We start from the raw sequence: 16,466 nt of genomic DNA, 5'->3' as shown, positions 1-16,466 counted from the left end.
GGGGGGCGAGCCCCTGTGGCGGGTCCACGAGGCGGTGTTCGGGGTGCTGGCCCTGGAGTCGGAACCGGTCGACCCGAGGCTGTAGCGGCAACGTCGGCTGGTGGGGGGATGCCCCCACCAGCCGCTCTCGGCGAGAGCTGCGCGCCCCCCGCAGCGCGCGACCCCCCGTCCCGCACCAGACAGCCCCCTCACCCCACCAACCGCAACCGCTCCCCACACACCCCCACCCGCACCGTCTGCCCCCACGTCAACTCCACCGCGTCGCTCTCGATCCCGTCCCCGAACGCGATGAGCCGCTCCGACTCGACGCCGAGCGTCAGCCGCGCCCCGGCCGTCAGCTCGCCGGCGACCAGGGAGGTCCCCGTGGCCGGGGACGGCCACGCCTCCCGTACGAACCACAGGAGCCGCCGCTCCGTCGGACCCGGCAGGCGCAGGCCGGCACTCCGCTCCTGCCACACCGACCGGATCCACCCGGTCGCCCCCGTGCCAGTGCCGACCAGCACCCCGGAGGAGGCCTGGGCCTCGACGACACCCCCGTCGTCCTCGAGGCCCAGGCGGTAGCGGGCGGTCTGGTGACCGGCGGCGCCGAGGTAGATCTCGTTGAGGGCCACCAGCCGCTGGGTGTCGTCGGCGACGGCCTCGACCATGGTCAGTTCCTCCGCGTCCGTGCCGGTGGCGAGCGCGGAGGGCAGCAGCGCGGCCGCGTCGCCGGGCCGGTGGCGGACCAGGACGCCCGGATTGCGTCCGGGGTCCGTGTCGATGCCCACCACCGGCTGGCCCGCCAGGTACTTGGCGACGTTCGCCACCAGCCCGTCCTGGCCCACCACGACCACCACGTCCTCCGGCGCGAACAGGAACCGGTCGAGGTCGGCCCGCTCCACGCGGCTCTGACGCCAGGTCAGGGGGATCGCCGCCGTCACCTCCGCCAGCGCCCTCCTCGTGCGACGGTGACGTTCGGCGACCTCCTCGATGTCGCGGCCCCGGGAGGCGAGGAAGAAGGCGGCCTGGCCGTGCGTGCCGTGCCGGGCCACCAACTCCTCGTACTCCGTGGTGCGGTGGACCAGCACGGCCCGCGGGGCGAGGCTCACTCCCGCTCCCCGCCGAGCTTGGCCAGCAGCCCGGTCAGCACGTCGGGCGAGATGGTCACGCTGTCGATGTGCGGCAGGTTCTCCGCGAGCCGTGTCCCGGTGAGGGCGTGCAGGGTCGCCACGTCGACGTCGGCGTGGACGCGCAGCCAGGCGGCCTGGGCCTGCGCCCGCGCCTCGCCGACCTCGCGCGCCGCCTCGGCCTCCGCGTGGGCGAGTCGTACCGAGCGGGCGGCCTCCGCCTCGGCGAGCTTGACCGTGCGTGCCGACTCGGCCGCCGCCAGCCGCTCCGTACGCCGCGCCTCGGCGTCGGCCAGCCGTACCTGCTTGGCGGCCTCGGCCTCGGACAGCTTCACGGCCCGCGTGGCCTCGGCCTCGGACAGCTTCACCGCCCGCGCGGCCTCCGCCTCGGCCAGGCGCACCGTGCGGGTCGCCTCCGCCTCCGCCCGCACCTTGTCCGCGGCGGCGCTCTCCTCCGCCTCCCGGCGCGCGTTCGTCCCCCGCTGTTCGACCAACTGCTCCTCGCGCCGGGCGAGTTCGATCTTGCTGGCCAGTTCGTTCTCGGCGATCGTCCGTTCCCGCTCGACGGCCACCGCGCGCCGCTCGTACGTCGCGCGGTCCGCCTCCTGCTGGATCTGCTCGCGGGCCGGCGTGCGCAGCGCCCGCTCCACCTCCGGCTCGGGTCGCAGCGCCACCACGCGCACGGCCACGATCTCGATGCCGGTGGCGGGCAGTCGCGGCTCCGCCGCGAGCCCCGCCGCCACGCGTTCCCGCACCGCCGTCACCCCGTCGACCAGTGCCGCCGACAGCGGTGTCCGGGCGAGCACGTCCAGCGCGTGCTGCTGGGCCGTCTCCGTCAGCAGCGTGCCGAGCTGCTCCAGCGGCGCGCCCCGCCAGGCGCCGGTGTCCGGGTCGATCGAGAAGTCGAGGCGGGCGGCGGCGACGGCGGGGTCGCTGACGCGGTAGGTGACCGTCGCCTGCACGGCCACGTCCTGGAAGTCCGCCGTACGGGCATGGAAGGTCATCGCCAACTCGCGGTCGTCGACCGGCACTTCGGAGAGCGCGGCGGTCAGTGAGCGGAACCAGAAGCTGAGCCCCGGCCCGTCGTGCACCAGCTTGCCGGAGCGGTGGTGGCGGACGTGGGCCGTCGGAGCGCCCCGGAGATGGCGCCAGCCGAGGCGCCGGGTGATGTCGGCCACGGGATCCCCCCTCGTTCATGATTTTCGTCAGTAAGACGATAACCGGCGGGCCTGCTTGTCGTCAAGAGGACGAAAACTGGCCCGCGTGGAATCGGTCCGGGAGCGGGTGAAGGCGGTCCCCGGTGGTCAGGATGGAGGCATGGGATTCCATGTCGACTCCGAGGCCGGGCGGCTGCGCCGCGTCATCCTGCACCGGCCGGATCTCGAACTCAAAAGGCTCACCCCCAGCAACAAGGACGCCCTGCTCTTCGACGACGTGCTGTGGGTGCGCAGGGCGCGCGCCGAGCACGACGGCTTCGCGGACGTCCTGCGCGACAGAGGCGTCGCCGTCCACCTCTTCGGCGACCTGCTCACCGAGGCCCTGGGGATCCCCGCGGCCAGAGCCCTCGTCCTGGACCGGGTCTTCGACGAGAAGGAGTACGGGGTGCTCGCCACCGACCACCTCCGCGCCGCCTTCGAGACCCTCCCCGCCGCCGAACTCGCGGAGCTGCTCGTCGGCGGCATCACCAAGCGCGAGTTCCTGGAGGCGCACCCGGAACCGACCTCCGTGCGCTTCCACGTCATGGAACTGGACGACTTCCTCCTGCGCCCCCTGCCCAACCACCTCTTCACCCGCGACACCTCCGCCTGGATCTACGACGGCGTCTCCATCAACGCGATGCGCTGGCCGGCCCGCCAGCGCGAGACCGTCCACTTCGAGGCGATCTACCAGTACCACCCCCTCTTCCGTGCGGAAACGTTCCACGTCTGGTCCGAGGGGCAGGCCGACTACCCCTCCACCATCGAGGGCGGCGACGTCCTGGTGATCGGCGGCGGCGCCGTACTGATCGGCATGAGCGAGCGCACCACCCCCCAGGCCGTCGAGCTGCTCGCCCACAAGCTCTTCGCCGCCGGCTCGGCCGAGACGATCGTCGCCCTCGACATGCCGAAGGGCCGCGCCTTCATGCACCTCGACACCGTGATGACGATGGTCGACGGCGACACCTTCACCCAGTACGCCGGTCTCGGCATGCTCCGCTCCTACACCATCGAGCCGGGCGTCGGCGAGAAGGAGCTCAAGGTCACCGACCACCCGCCGGAGCACATGCACCGCGCGATCGCCGCCGCCCTCGGCCTCAGCGAGATCCGCGTGCTGACCGCCACCCAGGACGTGCACGCGGCCGAGCGCGAGCAGTGGGACGACGGCTGCAACGTCCTCGCCGTGGAACCCGGGGTCGTCATCGCCTACGAGCGCAACGCCACCACCAACACGCACCTGCGCAAACAGGGCATCGAGGTGATCGAGATCCCGGGCAGCGAACTCGGCCGGGGCAGAGGCGGCCCGCGCTGCATGAGCTGCCCCGTGCAGCGGGAGGCCGTCTAGGCAGCCCGGCGCCTACCGCGTGCGCGCCGACCTCGCCGTATATAAATGCTGAAGGTTGTATATACTTCCACAGTCCTAGTCCCAGCCTCGTCACCGCACTCTGGAGCGCCCCATGGCGACAGTCCCGACCGCCCTCGCCGGCCGCCACTTCCTCAAGGAGCTGGACTTCACCGAGGCGGAGTTCCGCGGCCTGATCGAGCTGGCCGCCGAACTGAAGGCCGCCAAGAAGGCCGGGACCGAGACCAGACACCTCAGTGGCAGGAACATCGCGCTGATCTTCGAGAAGACCTCGACGCGCACCCGCTGCGCGTTCGAGGTCGCCGCCGCCGATCAGGGCGCCTCGACCACCTACCTCGACCCCACGGGCTCCCAGATCGGCCACAAGGAGTCCGTGAAGGACACCGCCCGCGTGCTGGGCCGGATGTACGACGGCATCGAGTACCGCGGCGACAGTCAGGCCAAGGTCGAGGAGCTGGCCGCGTACGCCGGCGTGCCCGTCTACAACGGCCTCACCGACGACTGGCACCCCACCCAGATGCTCGCCGACGTGCTCACCATGACGGAGCACAGCGCCAGGCCGCTGACCGAGATCGCCTTCGCCTACCTCGGCGACGCCCGCTTCAACATGGGCAACTCCTACCTGATCACCGGCGCCCTGCTCGGCATGGACGTGCGGATCGTCGCGCCGAAGACCTACTGGCCCGCCCAGGAGGTCGTCGACCGTGCCCGGGAGCTCGCCACGACCAGCGGGGCCCGCGTCACGCTCACCGAGTCCCTCGCCGAGGGCGTCCTCGGCGCCGACTTCGTCGCCACCGACGTGTGGGTCTCCATGGGCGAGCCCAAGGAGGTCTGGGACGAGCGCATCTCGGCGCTCTCCCCGTACGCGGTGACCATGGACGTCCTGCGCGCCACCGGCAACCCGGACGTGAAGTTCCTGCACTGCCTGCCGGCCTTCCACGACCTCGGCACCAAGGTCGGCCGCGAGATCCACGAGACCCACGGCCTGACCTCCCTGGAGGTCACCGACGAGGTCTTCGAGTCGGCGCACTCGGTCGTCTTCGACCAGGCGGAGAACCGACTGCACACGATCAAGGCCGTCCTGGTGGCGACGCTGGCCTGAGGCAACCACCGGAGGCGACCACCAAGGCGGCCTCGACCAGGCCTTATGCTGTCCGGCGGCCCGGAGCCACCCCTTCCGGCGCCGCCGTGCGACGCGACCCGCGTCGCCGTGCGACACACCCCGTCGCCCCCGCACCACCAGAAACGAGCACCACCCGCATGCCTCGCATCAAGTCCCCGGCACGTCTCGTCGCCGAATCCGGCGCCGACCGCGAGGGCCACGGCCTGCGCCGCACGATGGGCCTCTTCCAGCTCGTCTGCTTCGGCGTCGGCGCGATCGTCGGCACCGGCATCTTCGTCGGACTGTCCGACTCGGTCGCCCAGGCCGGCCCGGCCGTCGTCCTCTCCTTCGTCCTCGCCGCGATCACCTGCGTCTTCACCGCGTTCGCGTTCGCCGAGCTGGCCGGCGCGATCCCGGTCTCCGGCTCCTCGTACTCCTTCGCCTACGCGAGCCTCGGCGAGACCACCGCCTTCCTGGTCGGCTGGTGCCTGCTGCTGGAGTACGGCGTCTCCGTGTCGGCCGTCGCGGTCGGCTGGAGCGAGTACGTCGACGAACTCCTCGGCAGTCTCACCGGCCTGCACCTGCCCGCCGCCCTCGCCGCCGGACCGGGCGACGGCGGCGTCGTGAACCTGCCGGCCGTGCTGGTCATCGCCATGGCCGCCGTCCTGCTGGTGCGCGGGGTGCGGGAGAGCGCCCGCGCCACCGCCGCCATGGCCGTGCTCAAGCTGGCGATCCTGGTCGCCTTCTGCGCGATCGGCTACAGCGCCTTCCGGGACGGCAACCTCACCCCGTTCACCCCGGCCGGCCTCGGCGGGATCGGCGCCGGCACCACGGCCGCCTTCTTCTCCTACATCGGCTTCGACGCGATCACCACGGCCGGCGAGGAGGCGAAGAACCCGCGCCGCGACGTGCCCGTGGCGATCCTCGTCTGCATGGGCCTGGTCACCCTGCTGTACTGCGCGGTCGCGCTCGCCGCGATCGGCGCCGTCGGCGGTGGCGAGGTCGCCGGCCGTCCCGCCGCCCTGTCGTACGTGGTCAACGAGGTCACCGGCTCCACCGTCGGCGGCGGGATCATCGCCTTCGGCGCGGTCGTCGCGATCGCCTCCGTCGTCCTCGCCGTGATGTACGGCCAGACCCGCATCCTGATGTCGATGGCCCGCGACGGACTCGTCCCGCGCGTCTTCGAGAAGGTCTCGCCCCGCACCGCCACCCCCGTCGCCGGCACCCTGATCGTGGCGGTCGTCTTCGCGCTCCCGGCGGCCTTCGCCTCGCTGGACGCCGTGATGAACCTGTGCACCATCGGCACCCTCGCCATCATGGCCGTCGTCAACGTCGCGGTGATCGCCCTGCGCCGGCGCGAACCGCACCTGGCCCGCACCTTCCGCGTCCCCCTGGTCCCCCTGCTGCCCCTGCTCGGCGTCGGCTTCTGCCTCTACCTGATGTACGAGACGGGCTGGACGACCTGGCTCCAGTTCGCCCTGTTCCTCGCCGCCGGCCTCGTGCTGTACGCCTGCTACGGGCGCCGCAACTCCCGGTTGACCGAGGTCACGCCGGATGCGGCCGCCACTGCGGCGGAACCGCAGCCAGCCTGAACCACACCGCCTTGCCCGTCTGCGTGGGGCGGTGCCCGCAGGAGGAGCTGAGGGCGCGGATCAGCAGCAGTCCGCGCCCGTGCTCCTGCCAGGGGTCGGGCTCCCCGCCGGACGGACGGGTCAGGTCGCCGGGCGGCATCGGGTCGCTGTCGTGCACCTCGACCTGGCAGCCGGTCGGCAGCAGTTCCACGACCAGCTCGATCGGGGCGTCCCCGGTGGTGTGCTCCACGGCGTTCGCCACCAGCTCCGCGGTGAGCAGCTCCGCCGTGTCGCTGTCGGCCCCGTGCTTCAGCTCGGCCAGCGCCGTACGGACCAGGGCGCGGGCCACCGGCACGGCGGCGGCGGAGTGCGGCAGCGCGATGCGCCATGAGGCGGGCGGGGCAGGGCGTTCGTGCAAGGCGAGTCCGTTCATGGCGCAGGTTCCCGTGCTCGACATCAGGCGGTCCTGCTTTCAACTCGATGAATGGTACGGCCGGCCCCGGCGGAGGCGACCGACAGGTGCCGTAGCGGGGCCGTAGGCCCCGCTGTCGAGCGGCTTACCCGGCACAACGGGCCGCCTCGCGCCGCTGATCCCGCTGTTACCGCGTTATTGACGACCGGTGACGCGTGTGACGCGGACCCGTCACTCAGTGACACGTCCGTGGCATACCCGCCCGCTCTATCGCGCACTCATGACGACAGTCAGAAAGAGGTGATAACTTCATAGGTGACCGCTCGTCGAGGAGGCCGCCCTCATGAGTCCCTTCACCGGCTCCGCCGCCCGCACCTCCGACTGGCACCACCTGCGCGTCACCCACACCGACGGCGTCGCCACCGTCACCCTCGCCCGCCCCGAGAAACTCAACGCGCTCACCTTCGGCGCCTACGCCGACCTGCGCGACCTGCTCGCCGAACTGTCCCGGGAGCGGTCGGTGCGGGCGCTGGTGCTCGCCGGGGAGGGGCGCGGCTTCTGCTCCGGCGGCGACGTCGAGGAGATCATCGGCGCGACCCTGGGCCTGGACACCGCCCAGCTCCTCGACTTCAACCGGATGACGGGCCAGGTGGTGCGCGCGATACGGGAGTGCCCGTTCCCGGTGATCGCGGCGGTGCACGGGGTGGCCGCCGGGGCCGGAGCGGTGCTGGCGCTGGCCGCCGACTTCCGGGTGGCGGACCCTTCGGCCCGCTTCGTGTTCCTCTTCACCCGCGTCGGTCTGTCCGGCGGCGACATGGGCGCGGCCTATCTCCTGCCCCGGGTCGTCGGCCTCGGCCACGCCACCCGCCTGCTCATGCTGGGCGAGCCGGTCCGCGCCCCGGAGGCCGAGCGCATCGGCCTGATCAGCGACCTCACCGACGAGGGCCACGCCGACACCGCCGCCCAGGCCCTGGCCCGCCGCCTGGCCGACGGCCCGGCCCTCGCCTACGCCCAGACCAAGGCCCTGCTGACGGCCGAACTGGACATGCCCTTGGCGGCGGCGGTCGAACTCGACGCCGCGACCCAGGCCCTCCTGATGAACGGCGAGGACTACGCCGAGTTCCACGCGGCGTTCACGGAGAAGCGGCCGCCCAAGTGGAGGGGACGGTGAGCCGCCATGACCCACCACCCCCTGCGCGTCGCGATCATCGGCGGAGGCCCCGGCGGTCTCTACACCGCCGCCCTGCTGAAACGCCTCGCCCCCGACCGTGAGGTCACCGTCTGGGAGCGCAACGCCCCCGACGACACCTTCGGCTTCGGCGTCGTCCTCTCCGACGAGACCCTCGGCGGCATCCAGCACGCCGACCCGGTCGTCTACGAGGCCCTGCGCCGCGACTTCGTGCACTGGGACGACATCGACATCGTCCACCGCGCCACCCGCCACACCGCCGGAGGCCACCGCTTCGCCGCCCTCGGCCGCCGCGGGCTCCTGGGGATCCTGCACGAGCGGTGCCGTTCCCTCGGCGTCGAGCTGCGCTTCCGTACGCCCGCGCCGCCCGCCGAGGCGCTCGCGCGGTCGTACGACCTGGTGGTCGCCGCCGACGGTGTGCACAGCGCCACCCGCGAGGCCCACGCCGACGTGTTCCGGCCGCGGGTGACCGCGCACCGCTGCCGCTACATCTGGCTCGCCGCCGACTTCGCCTTCGACGCGTTCCGCTTCGAGATCGCCGAGACCGAACACGGCGTGATGCAGCTGCACGGCTACCCCTACGCGGCCGACGCGTCGACGGTGATCGTCGAGATGCGCGAGGAGGTGTGGCGGGCGGCCGGCTTCGACGAACCGGACGAGCGCGAGTCGATCGAGCGCTGCGCCAAGATCTTCACGGACGCGCTCGGCGGACGGCCGCTGAGGTCGCACCGGTCCGCGTGGACCGTCTTCCGCACGGTCGTCAACGAGCGCTGGTCGCACGGCAACGTCGTGCTGCTGGGCGACGCCGCCCACACCGCCCACTTCTCCATCGGCTCCGGCACCAAGCTCGCCGTCGAGGACGCCCTCGCGCTCGCCGCCTGCCTGGACGAACAACCCACCCTGGAAAGGGCGTTGACGGCCTACGAGGAGGAGCGCCGCCCGGTCGTCGCCTCCACCCAGCGCGCCGCCCGCGCCAGCCTGGAGTGGTTCGAGAACCTCGCCCTGTACGTCGGCCAGCCGCCCCGCCGGTTCGCGTTCAACCTCCTCACCCGCAGCCGCCGCGTCACCCACGGCAACCTCCGCCTGCGCGACGAGCGCTTCACGCGGGCCGTGGAGCGGGAGTTCGGCTGCCCGCCGGACACGCCCCCGATGTTCACGCCGTTCCGGCTGCGCGGTCTGACCCTGCGCAACCGGGTCGTCGTCTCCCCGATGGACATGTACTCCGCCGTCGACGGGCTCCCCGGCGACTTCCACCTGGTCCACCTCGGCGCCCGGGCGCTGGGCGGGGCGGGACTGGTGATGACCGAGATGGTGTGCGTCAGCGAGCGGGGGCGGATCACGCCCGGCTGCGCCGGCCTGTACACCGGCAGGCAGGCCGAGGCATGGCGGCGGATCACCGGCTTCGTGCACGCGCAGGCGCCGGGCACCGCGATCGGCGTGCAGCTCGGCCACTCCGGACGCAAGGGCTCCACCCGGCTGATGTGGGAGGGCATGGACGAGCCCCTCCCGGACGGCAACTGGCCGCTCGTCGCCGCCTCACCCCTGCCGTACAAGCCCGGCAGCCAGACGCCCCGCGAGCTGTCCCGGGCGGCCCAACTCACCGACATACGTGAGCAGTTCGCCGCAGCCGCCGCGCGGGCCGCCCGGGCCGGCTTCGACCTGCTCGAGCTGCACTGCGCCCACGGTTACCTGCTGTCCGGCTTCCTCTCCCCGCTGACCAACCGCCGCACCGACGCCTACGGCGGCTCCCTCGCCCGACGGCTGCGTTTCCCGCTGGAGGTCTTCGACGCGGTGCGGGCCGTGTGGCCCGAGGAACGCCCGATGACGGTCCGTCTCTCCGCCACCGACTGGGCCGAGGGCGGCACCACGGCCGACGACGCCGTCGAGATCGCCCGCGCGTTCGCCGCGCACGGCGCCGACGCGATCGACGTCTCGACCGGGCAGGTCGTCGCCGACGAGACCCCCGAGTTCGGCCGCTCCTACCAGACCCCGTTCGCCGACCGGGTCCGCAACGCGGCCGGTGTCCCCGTGATCGCCGTCGGCGCGATCTCCTCCTGGGACGACGTCAACTCGCTGATCCTGGCCGGGCGCGCGGATCTGTGCGCGCTGGCCCGCCCGCACCTGTACGACCCGCACTGGGCCCTGCACGCGGCCGCCGAGCAGGGCTACGACGGCCCCGGCGTCGTCTGGCCGGCGCCGTACCGGGCGGGCAGCCGGCCCCCGCGCACCGGACGCTCGGACGCCCCCAAGCCCCGCCTCTCCCTGCCGGGCTGAGTTTTCAGACGCCCGCGAACTCGGCCCCCGCGTCCCTCAGCCGCTCGTGCAGGGCCCGGAAGACCGCGGCCGAGCGGATGCCGGGCCAGTTCTCGGGGAGCAGGTGGGCGGGCAGACCCGGGTCGGTGTAGGGCAGGTGGCGCCAGGAGTCCAGGGCGAGCAGGTAGTCGTGGTACGCCTCCTGCGGCGGGGTGTCGGCGCGCCGCTCCCAGGCGTGCAGCACCGGCGCGTGCCGGTCGAGGAAGGCCTCGTGCTCCTTGGCGACGGCCGCCAGGTCCCACCAGCGGCCGACCGCCTCGGCGGTGGGCGTGAAGCCGAGGTGCTCACCACGGAAGAAGTCGACGTAGGCGTCCAGCCGCAGCCGCTCCAGGGTGTGCCGGGTCTCCTCGTACAGCCGGGCGGGGGCGATCCACACGCCCGGTGCCGCCGTGCCGAAGCCGAGTCCGGCCAGCCGGGAGCGCAGCACATGCCGCTTCTGCCGCTCCGACTCCGGCACGGAGAACACCGCCAGCACCCAGCCCTCGTCCACGGGCGGCGCGGTGGCGTAGATCCGCCGGTCGCCGTCGTCGAGCAACTGGCGTGCCTCGGGGGAGAGTTCGTAGCCGGCCGCGCCCTGTGCGGTGCGGGCCGGCAGCAGCAGCCCGCGTCGCTTCAGTCGGGACACCGAGGAGCGCACGGAGGGCGCGTCGACGCCGACCGCGGCGAGCAGCCGGATCAGCTCGGCGACGGGCACCGGGCCCGGCGCGAAGCGGCCGTAGGCGCCGTAGAGCGTGACGATGAGGGACCGAGGTGCGGGCTGGTCGGACACGTTGATCATTTTAGGTCGTCGGTATCGCTGCTGGTCACCATCGGTGTGTCCGCCCGGGTTCCCTCGGTACGCAGCAGGAACCGCTGTAGCTTCCCGGTCGCGGTGCGCGGCAGCGCGTCCAGGTGCACGACCTCGCGCGGACACTTGTACGGCGCCAGCTCCGCCTTCACGAAGGCCCGCAGCGCCTCCGCGTCCCGCCGCGCCCCCGCCCGCAGCACGACGTACGCCACGACCACCTGCCCGCGGGCCTCGTCGGGCCGCCCGACGACCGCCGCCTCCCGTACGTCCGGGTGGCGCAGCAGCGCCTCCTCGACCTCGGGGCCCGCGATGTTGTACCCGGCGGAGACGATCATGTCGTCGGCGCGGGCGACGTACCGGAAGTAGCCGTCGCCCTCGCGGACGTAGGTGTCGCCGGTGACGTTCCAGCCGTCACGCACGTACTCCCGCTGCCGCGGGTCGGCGAGGTAGCGGCAGCCGACCGGGCCGCGCACGGCGAGCAGGCCGGGCTGCCCGTCGGGCACCGGCTCGCCGTGCTCGTTCTGCACGCGCGCCTGCCAGCCGGGGACGGGGACGCCCGTGGTGCCCGGCCGGACGCGCTCGTCGGCGGCGGAGACGAAGATGTGCAGCAGCTCGGTGGCCCCGATGCCGTTGATCAGCCGCAGCCCGGTCCGCTCGTGCCAGGCCCGCCAGGTCGCCGCGGGCAGGTTCTCGCCGGCCGAGACACAGCGGCGCAGCGAGGACAAATCGTGCCCGTCGAGGTCGTTGAGCATCGCCCGGTAGGCGGTGGGCGCCGTGAACAGCACCGACACCCGGTGTCCGGCGATCGCCGCCAGCAGCTGCCGGGGGCCCGCCTGTTCCAGCAGCAGCGCGGTGGCGCCGGCCCGCATCGGGAAGACGAGCAGCCCGCCGAGGCCGAAGGTGAAGCCGAGCGGGGGACTGCCCGCGAACAGGTCGTCCGCGCGCGGGCGCAGGACGTGCCGGGAGAAGGTGTCGGCGATCGCCAGCACGTCCCGGTGGAAGTGCGCGCACCCCTTCGGACGGCCGGTGGTGCCGGAGGTGAAGGCGATCAGCGCCACGTCGTCGGCGGCGGTGTCCACGGCCCGGTACGGCGTGTCGGGCGCCGCCCGGCGCAGCAGGTCGTCGGGGGCGTCACCGCCGTACGTGGTGATGCGCAGCCGCGGTATCTCGGCCTTGGCGAGGTCGTCGACGGCGCGGATGTCGCACAGGGCGTGCCGCACCCGGGCGATCTCGCACATCGTGCGCAGCTCGTTCGGGCGCTGCTGGGCCAGCACGGTGACCGCGATCCCGCCCGCCTTCAGCACCGCCAGCCAGCAGGCCGCCAGCCAGGGGGTGGTCGGCCCGCGCAGCAGCACCCGGTTGCCGGGGAGACCCCGAGGTCGCCGGTGAGCAGGTGCGCGAGCCGGTCGACCCGGGCGCGCAGCTCGCCGTAGGTCCAGGCCGGGCCGGTCGGGGTGCGGAAGACGGGCCGGTCGGGTGAGGGGCCGTCGAGGAGCTCGGCGGCGCAGTTGAGCCGTTCGGGGTAGCGCAGCTCCGGCAGGTCGAAGCGGAGCTCGGGCCACTGGCCGGGCGGCGGGAGGTGGTCGCGCGCGAAGGTGTCGACGTGGGCCGAGACGTTCATGGCGGTTCGCCCCCTTGCCTGGGTGGCGCCTCGGGGGCGCCGTGGCGGGCGTCGTGGTGGGCTCGCGCACCGAGCGTATCGTGTTGGTGACGACAGTCAACCGGGCGCGATACCGTCGGGGGGTGGCCGTCCCGGGCCACGGGGAGAGAGGACCGGCGATGCCCGCATTCTCACTCGAACCGGACCAGCTCGCCCGGTGCGCGCGACTGCGCGAGCTGGCCGCGCGGCGGCTGCGCCCGCTCGCCGACAAGGGCGAACCGGGCCGCGTCAACCGCCCGCTCGTCGCCGAGCTCGGTGCGCTCGGCCTGCTGTCCCGCCTGTTCACCGCCGGCGCCCTCGACCTCTGCCTGCTGCGCGAGTCCCTCGCCCAGGCCTGCACCGAGGCGGAGACCGCCCTCGCCCTCCAGGGCCTGGGCGCCCACCCGGTCCACGCCCACGGCACCACCGCCCAGCGGGAGCACTGGCTGCCCCGCGTCACGGACGGCACGGCGGTGGCCGCCTTCGCGCTGAGCGAGCCGGGTGCGGGCTCGGACGCGGCCGCCCTCACCCTGACGGCCGAACCCGACGGGCCGCACGGGTGGCGGCTGACCGGCGAGAAGTGCTGGATCTCCAACGCCCCCGACGCCGACTTCTACACCCTCTTCGCCCGCACCACCCCCGGCGCCCGGGCCCGTGGCGTCACCGCCTTCCTGCTGCCCGCCGATCGCCCCGGCCTCACCGGCAGCCACCTCGACCTGCTCTCCCCGCACCCCGTCGGAGCCCTCCGTCTCGACGCCGTCCCGGTCACCGCGGCCGACGTCCTCGGCGAACCCGACCGTGGCTTCCGGGTCGCGATGGACACCCTCAACCTGTTCCGCCCCAGCGTCGGCGCCTTCGCGGTCGGCATGGCCCAGGCCGCCCTCGACGCCACCCTCGCCCACACCGCCGAACGCGACGCCTTCGGCGGGAAGCTGATGGACCTTCAGACGGTCGCCCACCAGGTCGCGGAGATGTCCCTGCGCACCGAGGCGGCCCGCCTGATGGTCTACGCGGCGGCCACCGCGTACGACGCGGGCGACCCACAGGTGCCCCGGCGCGCCGCGATGGCGAAACTCCTCGCCACCGAGACCGCCCAGTACGTCGTCGACACGGCCGTCCAGCTGCACGGCGCCCGCGCGCTGCGCCGCGGCCACCTGCTGGAGCACCTCTACCGGGAGGTGCGCGCGCCGCGCATCTACGAGGGGGCGAGCGAGGTCCAACGCGGCATCATCGCCAAGGAGTTGTACGCGGCTCGGGAGGAGGCGCGATGAGCGTCGAGCGGATCGACCCGCCCGAGCTGTCCCCGCCCACCGGCTTCTCCCACGCGGTCGTCGCCACCGGCTCCCGCGTGGTGTTCCTGGCCGGCCAGACCGCCCTGGACACCGACGGCAAGGTCGTCGGGGCGTCGCTGCCCGAGCAGTTCGCCCGGGCCCTGGCCAACCTGCTGACCGCCCTCGCGGCGGCGGGCGGCACCCCCGCGGACCTGGCCCGCGTCACCGTCTACGTCACCGACGTCGCCGCCTACCGGGCCCACGCCCGTGAACTCGGCCGTATCTGGCGGGAGTCGGCGGGCCGCGACTACCCGGCGATGGCGGTCGTGGGGATCGTACGGCTGTGGGACGAGGAGGCCCTCGTCGAGCTGGACGGGTTCGCGGTGCTGGACCCGTGACCGGGACCGGGGATCAGACGGCGACGGCCGGCCGTCGCTCCACGGTCACCCGGTGCGGGGCCACGACCCGTCCGTCCGGCAGCAGCTCACCGGAGTCGTCGAAGACGATCGTGCCGTCGCACCACAGGCTCCTTCTCTGCACTTCCCCGTACGAGCGTCTAGCAGCGGGTCGATGGGCAACCTGCCTGCGGCTCGGTAACGGGAGCCGAGACGGGGTGCTCAGTGCCGCTGATGATGTCCAGCAGGCTGGCGGTGAGACAGGGATGTCAGTGGTCGCTGCCAGGATCGAGGTATGACTGATACATCTGAGATCACTGACTACTGGAACGCCGCAGCGGAAGCCTTCGACGACGAGCCCGATCACGGTCTGCGAACAGCGCGAACGCGTGCCGCGTGGGACCGGCTTCTCCGCGGCTGGGCGCCCATTCCTCCGAGTGATGTCCTCGATATCGGTTGCGGGACAGGCTCTCTGTCCGAGCTGCTCGCGGCGGCCGGACATCGAGTGACCGGTGTCGACTTGGCGCCGCGGATGATCGAGCGTGCCCAGTCCAAACTGGCATCCGCCGGTCTCCCCGGGCACTTCTTCGTCGGCGATGCGGCCGCGCCAGCCACCGGAGATAAGCGGTTCGACCTGGTGGTTTCCCGGCATCTTGTGTGGACTCTTCCCGACCCCAAGGCCGCACTGCGGGAGTGGGTAGCCCGACTTCGCCCGGGCGGCACCCTGCTGCTGATTGAGGGTCGCTGGCGTGAGGCAGGACAGTCTGGGGAGCCGTATGTTGCTGGCGCTGAGGCGCTGCCATGGAACGGCGGCGTGCACTCTGACGATCTCGCCGCCGCCATCGAGCCGCTGGTCGCCGCTTTGCGGGTGGAGCCGCTCAGTGACAACGCTGACTTGTGGGGGCGTGCGGTGGATGACCTGCGGTACGCGTTGATCGCTCACGTATAGGCGTCACCGACTCGACCGGGCTTCCAGCGGGGTCGAGTACGGCGTACGCCGGGTGCTGGGTCTCCAGCTGAACGACCGAGCCGACGCGAGGCAGGGCAGCTCGCCCCTCCATCAGCTGGTTGCGCAGGTGCGACGTCACACCGGCGCGGGCGCGGCTGCCGGGTACCAGTGGAAGCCCCACAACAGGAGGTCTCCATGTCGATCCGCTCCGTCCTGACCGCGGCCGCCGGTGCCACCCTGCTCCTGCTCGCCACCCCCGCGGCGACCGCCGCCACCGACACCACTGCCGCCACCGAGAGTGTGACCGTCGGCCCGACCGCCACCATCGCCACGGACGGCACCGTCACCCTCTCCGGCACCTACCGCTGCTTCGGCACCACCGGCCCCGCCTTCGTCAGCTCCTCCGTCGGCCAGGAGTCCTCCTACACCCGGTACGGCATCGGCGGCATCCGTGCCGTCTGCGACGGCGCCGTCCACCGCTGGGTGAACACCGGCAAGGCCGCCGAGAACGCCCTGAAGCCCGGCGCCGCCCGCGTCGAGGCGACGGTGATGGAACTCGCCCCCACTCGTCAGCGCTGGTAGAGCGCCACGAGGGTGCCGGAGGCGAGCTGCCGTTCCTCGACGGCCTGGTGCACCTGGTCGGCGCTGGGGGCGTCCGGCAGGACGCACGGTTCCGCGAGGGCGTAGAGGCGGAAGAAGTACCGGTGTGCCTCGTCTCCCGGCGGCGGGTGCGGTCCGCCCCAGCCTCGCTCGCCGAAGCCGTTGACGAGTTCGGTGCCGCCCGGCGGGCTCTTCCCCGCTTCGACGCCGTTGCTGTGCGGGTCGATGCCGACCACCGCCCAGTGCACGAACGTGCCCGACGGCGCGTCGGGGTCCTCGCACAGCAGCACCAGCTCGGTCGCCTCGTCCGGAGCGCCGCTCCACGCCAGCGGCGGGGACTCGTTGTCCCCCTCGAAGGCGTAGTGGCGGGCCAACGGGGCGTGGTCGTTGAACGCGCTACTGATGAGTTCGATGTCTGCCATGGGTCCTGGGTACCCGTGTGGGCTTCGGCGTACCGGCCGGGGGTGGATCGTGGGGGCCGGCCGGCCTTCGCGTGCGTTCAGCTCTTCACCAGCAGGCCGCGTGCGCGCAGGACGCGTCGTTCGAGGGGGGTGAAGATGAGCAGGTCGATGG

15 protein-coding genes and 1 pseudogene are annotated in these 16,466 nt (G+C 72.9%); 9 read left to right on the top strand and 7 right to left on the bottom strand.

The genetic code is table 11. The features are described 5' to 3' along the window. Window positions 1–188 precede the first annotated feature (188 nt). Both ALMP_RS24980 and ALMP_RS24975 read right to left on the bottom strand, forming a co-directional pair. The gene (locus tag ALMP_RS24980; protein ID WP_264932005.1) at window positions 189–1,088 is read right to left on the bottom strand and encodes a hypothetical protein; all 900 of its coding nucleotides are present in this window, start codon (window positions 1,086–1,088) and stop codon (window positions 189–191) included. Next, window positions 1,085–2,284, bottom strand: coding sequence for an SPFH domain-containing protein (locus tag ALMP_RS24975; protein WP_264932003.1), 1,200 nt, complete (start codon window positions 2,282–2,284; stop codon window positions 1,085–1,087). Before ALMP_RS24975 ends, ALMP_RS24980 begins: the two co-directional genes overlap by 4 nt. A gap of 139 nt (window positions 2,285–2,423) precedes the next feature. On the opposite strand from ALMP_RS24975, the gene ALMP_RS24970 reads away from it, so the two are divergent. The 3 genes from ALMP_RS24970 to ALMP_RS24960 all read left to right on the top strand — a co-directional run bounded on the left by ALMP_RS24970 (window position 2,424) and on the right by ALMP_RS24960 (window position 6,359). Further along, window positions 2,424–3,647, top strand: coding sequence for an arginine deiminase (locus ALMP_RS24970; protein ID WP_264932001.1), 1,224 nt, complete (start codon window positions 2,424–2,426; stop codon window positions 3,645–3,647). Window positions 3,648–3,759: 112 nt separating this feature from the next. After that, window positions 3,760–4,767 (top strand): ornithine carbamoyltransferase, encoded by a 1,008-nt coding sequence (argF, locus tag ALMP_RS24965; protein ID WP_264931999.1) that lies wholly within the window; start codon window positions 3,760–3,762, stop codon window positions 4,765–4,767. A 158-nt stretch (window positions 4,768–4,925) separates the two neighbouring features. Beyond that, window positions 4,926–6,359, top strand: coding sequence for an amino acid permease (locus ALMP_RS24960; protein WP_264931997.1), 1,434 nt, complete (start codon window positions 4,926–4,928; stop codon window positions 6,357–6,359). On the opposite strand, the gene ALMP_RS24955 is transcribed toward ALMP_RS24960, so the two are convergent. Next, on the bottom strand, window positions 6,313–6,771 hold the full coding sequence (locus ALMP_RS24955; RefSeq protein WP_264932102.1) for an ATP-binding protein: 459 nt from the start codon (window positions 6,769–6,771) through the stop codon (window positions 6,313–6,315). The genes ALMP_RS24960 and ALMP_RS24955 overlap by 47 nt on opposite strands. A gap of 322 nt (window positions 6,772–7,093) precedes the next feature. Here ALMP_RS24955 and ALMP_RS24950 point away from each other — a divergent pair, with 322 nt between their 5' ends. Together ALMP_RS24950 and ALMP_RS24945 are read left to right on the top strand one after the other, a co-directional pair. Next, entirely contained in the window at window positions 7,094–7,921 is an 828-nt protein-coding gene (locus tag ALMP_RS24950) for an enoyl-CoA hydratase family protein (RefSeq protein WP_264931995.1), read from the top strand. Window positions 7,922–7,927: 6 nt separating this feature from the next. Further along, entirely contained in the window at window positions 7,928–10,213 is a 2,286-nt protein-coding gene (locus ALMP_RS24945) for a bifunctional salicylyl-CoA 5-hydroxylase/oxidoreductase (RefSeq protein ID WP_264931993.1), read from the top strand. A 4-nt stretch (window positions 10,214–10,217) separates the two neighbouring features. On the opposite strand, the gene ALMP_RS24940 is transcribed toward ALMP_RS24945, so the two are convergent. Further along, complete coding sequence (locus ALMP_RS24940; protein WP_264931991.1) at window positions 10,218–11,030, bottom strand: PaaX family transcriptional regulator C-terminal domain-containing protein; 813 nt, start codon at window positions 11,028–11,030, stop codon at window positions 10,218–10,220. Further along, window positions 11,027–12,660: pseudogene (locus tag ALMP_RS24935) on the bottom strand (AMP-binding protein). The gene ALMP_RS24940 and the pseudogene ALMP_RS24935 overlap by 4 nt, the downstream one beginning before the upstream one ends. Window positions 12,661–12,818: 158 nt before the next feature. On the opposite strand from ALMP_RS24935, the gene ALMP_RS24930 reads away from it, so the two are divergent. Then, window positions 12,819–13,949, top strand: coding sequence for an acyl-CoA dehydrogenase family protein (locus tag ALMP_RS24930; RefSeq protein WP_264931988.1), 1,131 nt, complete (start codon window positions 12,819–12,821; stop codon window positions 13,947–13,949). Further along, entirely contained in the window at window positions 13,946–14,347 is a 402-nt protein-coding gene (locus tag ALMP_RS24925; protein WP_264931986.1) for a RidA family protein, read from the top strand. The genes ALMP_RS24930 and ALMP_RS24925 overlap by 4 nt, the downstream gene beginning before the upstream one ends. Window positions 14,348–14,360: 13 nt before the next feature. Here ALMP_RS24925 and ALMP_RS44435 read toward each other — a convergent pair whose 3' ends face one another. Next, window positions 14,361–14,570 (bottom strand): DUF5999 family protein, encoded by a 210-nt coding sequence (locus ALMP_RS44435; protein WP_375803531.1) that lies wholly within the window; start codon window positions 14,568–14,570, stop codon window positions 14,361–14,363. Window positions 14,571–14,639: 69 nt separating this feature from the next. Here ALMP_RS44435 and ALMP_RS24915 point away from each other — a divergent pair, with 69 nt between their 5' ends. Beyond that, the gene (locus tag ALMP_RS24915) at window positions 14,640–15,293 is read left to right on the top strand and encodes a class I SAM-dependent methyltransferase (protein WP_264931982.1); all 654 of its coding nucleotides are present in this window, start codon (window positions 14,640–14,642) and stop codon (window positions 15,291–15,293) included. Window positions 15,294–15,488: 195 nt separating this feature from the next. Beyond that, window positions 15,489–15,875 (top strand): DUF6299 family protein, encoded by a 387-nt coding sequence (locus tag ALMP_RS24910; protein ID WP_264931979.1) that lies wholly within the window; start codon window positions 15,489–15,491, stop codon window positions 15,873–15,875. Here the strand turns inward: ALMP_RS24910 and ALMP_RS24905 are convergent. Next, window positions 15,863–16,315, bottom strand: a complete 453-nt coding sequence (locus tag ALMP_RS24905) for a YbhB/YbcL family Raf kinase inhibitor-like protein (protein ID WP_264931977.1) — start codon at window positions 16,313–16,315, stop codon at window positions 15,863–15,865. The genes ALMP_RS24910 and ALMP_RS24905 overlap by 13 nt on opposite strands. Window positions 16,316–16,466 lie beyond the last annotated feature (151 nt).

The organism is Streptomyces sp. A012304 (assembly GCF_026008495.1).
Taxonomy (GTDB): Bacteria; Actinomycetota; Actinomycetes; order Streptomycetales; family Streptomycetaceae; genus Streptomyces.
This window is presented reverse-complemented; position numbering and strand designations above follow the sequence as displayed.

Coding starts and splice junctions, on each gene's coding strand:
- ALMP_RS24970 (WP_264932001.1), top strand. CDS start 2,424: ATGGGATTCCATGTCGACTCCGAGGCCGGGCGGCTGCGCCGCGTCATC.
- ALMP_RS24950 (WP_264931995.1), top strand. CDS start 7,094: ATGAGTCCCTTCACCGGCTCCGCCGCCCGCACCTCCGACTGGCACCAC.
- ALMP_RS24930 (WP_264931988.1), top strand. CDS start 12,819: ATGCCCGCATTCTCACTCGAACCGGACCAGCTCGCCCGGTGCGCGCGA.
- ALMP_RS24945 (WP_264931993.1), top strand. CDS start 7,928: ATGACCCACCACCCCCTGCGCGTCGCGATCATCGGCGGAGGCCCCGGC.
- ALMP_RS24960 (WP_264931997.1), top strand. CDS start 4,926: ATGCCTCGCATCAAGTCCCCGGCACGTCTCGTCGCCGAATCCGGCGCC.
- ALMP_RS24915 (WP_264931982.1), top strand. CDS start 14,640: ATGACTGATACATCTGAGATCACTGACTACTGGAACGCCGCAGCGGAA.
- ALMP_RS24925 (WP_264931986.1), top strand. CDS start 13,946: ATGAGCGTCGAGCGGATCGACCCGCCCGAGCTGTCCCCGCCCACCGGC.
- ALMP_RS24910 (WP_264931979.1), top strand. CDS start 15,489: ATGTCGATCCGCTCCGTCCTGACCGCGGCCGCCGGTGCCACCCTGCTC.
- ALMP_RS24955 (WP_264932102.1), bottom strand. CDS start 6,771: ATGAACGGACTCGCCTTGCACGAACGCCCTGCCCCGCCCGCCTCATGG.
- ALMP_RS24905 (WP_264931977.1), bottom strand. CDS start 16,315: ATGGCAGACATCGAACTCATCAGTAGCGCGTTCAACGACCACGCCCCG.
- ALMP_RS24940 (WP_264931991.1), bottom strand. CDS start 11,030: ATGATCAACGTGTCCGACCAGCCCGCACCTCGGTCCCTCATCGTCACG.
- argF (WP_264931999.1), top strand. CDS start 3,760: ATGGCGACAGTCCCGACCGCCCTCGCCGGCCGCCACTTCCTCAAGGAG.